This window comes from Candidatus Protofrankia californiensis (assembly GCF_900634765.1).
GTDB lineage: Bacteria > Actinomycetota > Actinomycetes > Frankiales > Frankiaceae > Protofrankia > Protofrankia californiensis.
The window spans coordinates 21,015-23,256 of sequence record NZ_CAAAFT010000185.1 but is presented as its reverse complement, the minus strand read 5'-3'; the positions used below and the strand labels follow the sequence as shown (position 1 = coordinate 23,256).

The 2,242-nt window shown below is 68.9% G+C and carries 3 protein-coding genes and 1 pseudogene; 3 read left to right on the top strand and 1 reads right to left on the bottom strand.

What is annotated here, in order from left to right:
- On the top strand, positions 1–301 hold a 301-nt coding region (locus DD1DGNOD_RS10295; RefSeq protein WP_131769995.1), incomplete at its 5' end, for an ATP-binding protein.
- 127 nt (positions 302–428) lie between these two features.
- Here DD1DGNOD_RS10295 and DD1DGNOD_RS10290 read toward each other — a convergent pair.
- Complete coding sequence (locus DD1DGNOD_RS10290; RefSeq protein WP_131766411.1) at positions 429–638, bottom strand: BldC family transcriptional regulator; 210 nt, start codon at positions 636–638, stop codon at positions 429–431.
- Positions 639–870: 232 nt separating this feature from the next.
- Between DD1DGNOD_RS10290 and DD1DGNOD_RS30780 the strand changes: the two are divergent.
- Together DD1DGNOD_RS30780 and DD1DGNOD_RS10280 are read left to right on the top strand one after the other, a co-directional pair.
- Positions 871–1,095, top strand: a pseudogene (locus DD1DGNOD_RS30780) (hypothetical protein); the annotation flags it as partial.
- Between the two features lie 96 nt (positions 1,096–1,191).
- A complete protein-coding gene (locus DD1DGNOD_RS10280) occupies positions 1,192–2,184 on the top strand; it encodes an AAA family ATPase (protein ID WP_131766428.1) in 993 nt (330 codons plus the stop codon).
- Positions 2,185–2,242 lie beyond the last annotated feature (58 nt).

Sequence of the window (2,242 nt, the reverse complement as noted above, 5' to 3'; positions counted from 1 at the left end):
GCCACGCCCCGCAGTCGAGGTCCGAGCCCACCGAGCCGACGCCGGGACGACCGCCGCCGTCCAGGTCCGCGACCACGGCCCCGGATTTCCCCCGGAATTCCTCCCCCACGCCTTCGAACGCTTCAGCCGGTCCGACGCCGCTCGCACCCGCGACCACGGCGGAACCGGCCTCGGACTCGCCATAGCCGCCGCGACGACCCACGCGCACCGTGGGACCGTCAGCGCCGCCAACCATCCCGACGGCGGAGCCGTCGCCACCCTCGTCCTCCCCACGAGCGACGGATTCGCCGCGACGGGGTAGCCCGGTAGCCTCCTCACGCTGTGGGTCTGTCCGTCTGGGATCAGGATCGGTGGCGTACCGGGGTGTGTGTCAAGGCTCCGCCGGCCCGGGAACGGGGAGCCTTGACGGTGTAGTTGATCGTGGTGGGTTAGGCCGTGTCATCCCTGGCGGGGATGCCGGTCAAGAGCGCACGGACCTCGGCTTCCTGGTAGCGGCGGTGGCCGCCAAGGGTGCGGATCGAGGTCAGTTTTCCGGCCTTGGCCCAGCGGGTCACGGTCTTGGGGTCCACCCGGAACATGGTGGCTACCTCAGCGGGTGTCAGCAGAGGAGCGGTTTGTGGTGCTCGGGTCGTGGCCATGCAGCCTCCAGTCACAGAGTGTGTCTATCCAATATACAGATGGTTTTCCTTCGGGGGCAATTCGGGCGCGACCCGGCAGGGTCATGTCGCGACGAGTCGGTCACGTCCACCAGGGCGGCACTACGGTCTGTGGCGAGTGACCCGCCGGGGCATCGCTGATCCGACGGCCAATCCGGCGCGGCGATCATGTCATGTAACGACTGCTGTACACCTACCTGTCCGGGATGCTGCCGGCCTGCTCGCCCACGCCACGCTGGGCTGGTCGTGGGCGGACCCGACCGCCGCCCTGGTAATCGCCATGGTGACGGTCAAGGAGGGTTGCGATGCCTGGCAGGGAAGGGGGTGCTGCCCGACCCCCGCCGCCACGGCGGTGCCGGCCACCGAGGCGGATGCGTGCGGCTGCGGTCCGGGTTGCGGCTCTGCTGTCGAGACGGGAGCGCCGTCGGCTACCGCCTGACCCGGACAGGCCTGCCGCTAGAGACTTAACGAAAACGATTACGATTCCGGTATCGTGTCCGACCGTAGCAGTGCCGCCACGACCTCGGAGCACACCGTGAAGATCGCATTCGTCGGCAAGGGCGGCAGCGGGAAGACCACGCTGTCCGCGCTGTTCTGCCGTCACCTGGCCGCCCTCGGCCGCCCCGTCCTGGCCATCGACGCCGACATCAACCAGCACCTCGGTGTCGCGCTCGGCCTCGACGACGACACCACGCCGCCGCCGATGGGCGAGCACATCGACGCAATCAAGGACTACCTGCGTGGGGACAACCCGCGCATCCCGTCCACATCGGTGATGGTGAAGACGACACCTCCCGGGTCCGGGTCGCGGCTGCTGTCGGTGACCGGCCACAATCCGCTGTGGGCACGCTTCGGTGTCGACGTCGCCGGTGTGACGCTGCTGGCCACCGGCGCGTTCACCGAGGACGACCTCGGCGTGGCCTGCTTCCACTCCAAGCTCGGATCGGTCGAGCTGCTGCTCAACCACCTGCTCGACACCGCGGGCGAATACGTGGTGGTGGACATGACCGCCGGCGCCGACGCGTTCGCGTCCGGGTTGTTCACCCGCTTCGACCACACCTTCCTGGTCTGCGAGCCGACCCGGAAGGGGGTCGCGGTGCATCGGCAGTACCGCGAGTACGCCGCCGACTTCGACGTCACCCTGTCCGTGCTCGGGAACAAGGTCACCGATGTCGAGGACGTCGCGTTCCTGCGCCGGGAGATCGGCGAGGACCTGCTGGTCTGCTTCACCCAGTCGGCACCGGTCCGGGCGATGGAACAGGGCCGGCCGTTCGACATCGGCAATCTCGAACCGGAGAACCTGGCGGCGCTGGCCGAGATTCAGCACGCGGTTGACGTCACCGTCCGGGATTGGGACCGTTTCGTCACGCAGATGCACGACATCCACCTACGCAACGCCGTGGCGTGGGCCAACGACGCCACCGGCATGGACCTGACCACCCAGATCGACCCCGACTTCCGAGCCACACCCGGGCTGCTCCCGCCCGCCCGCACAGCACGGGAAAACGCTGTCGCCGGGACGGTCTGACCAACGCGTGACGTGGACCGCCGGTCGCTGACCGGCGACCGGCGCGACCGGCGTGACG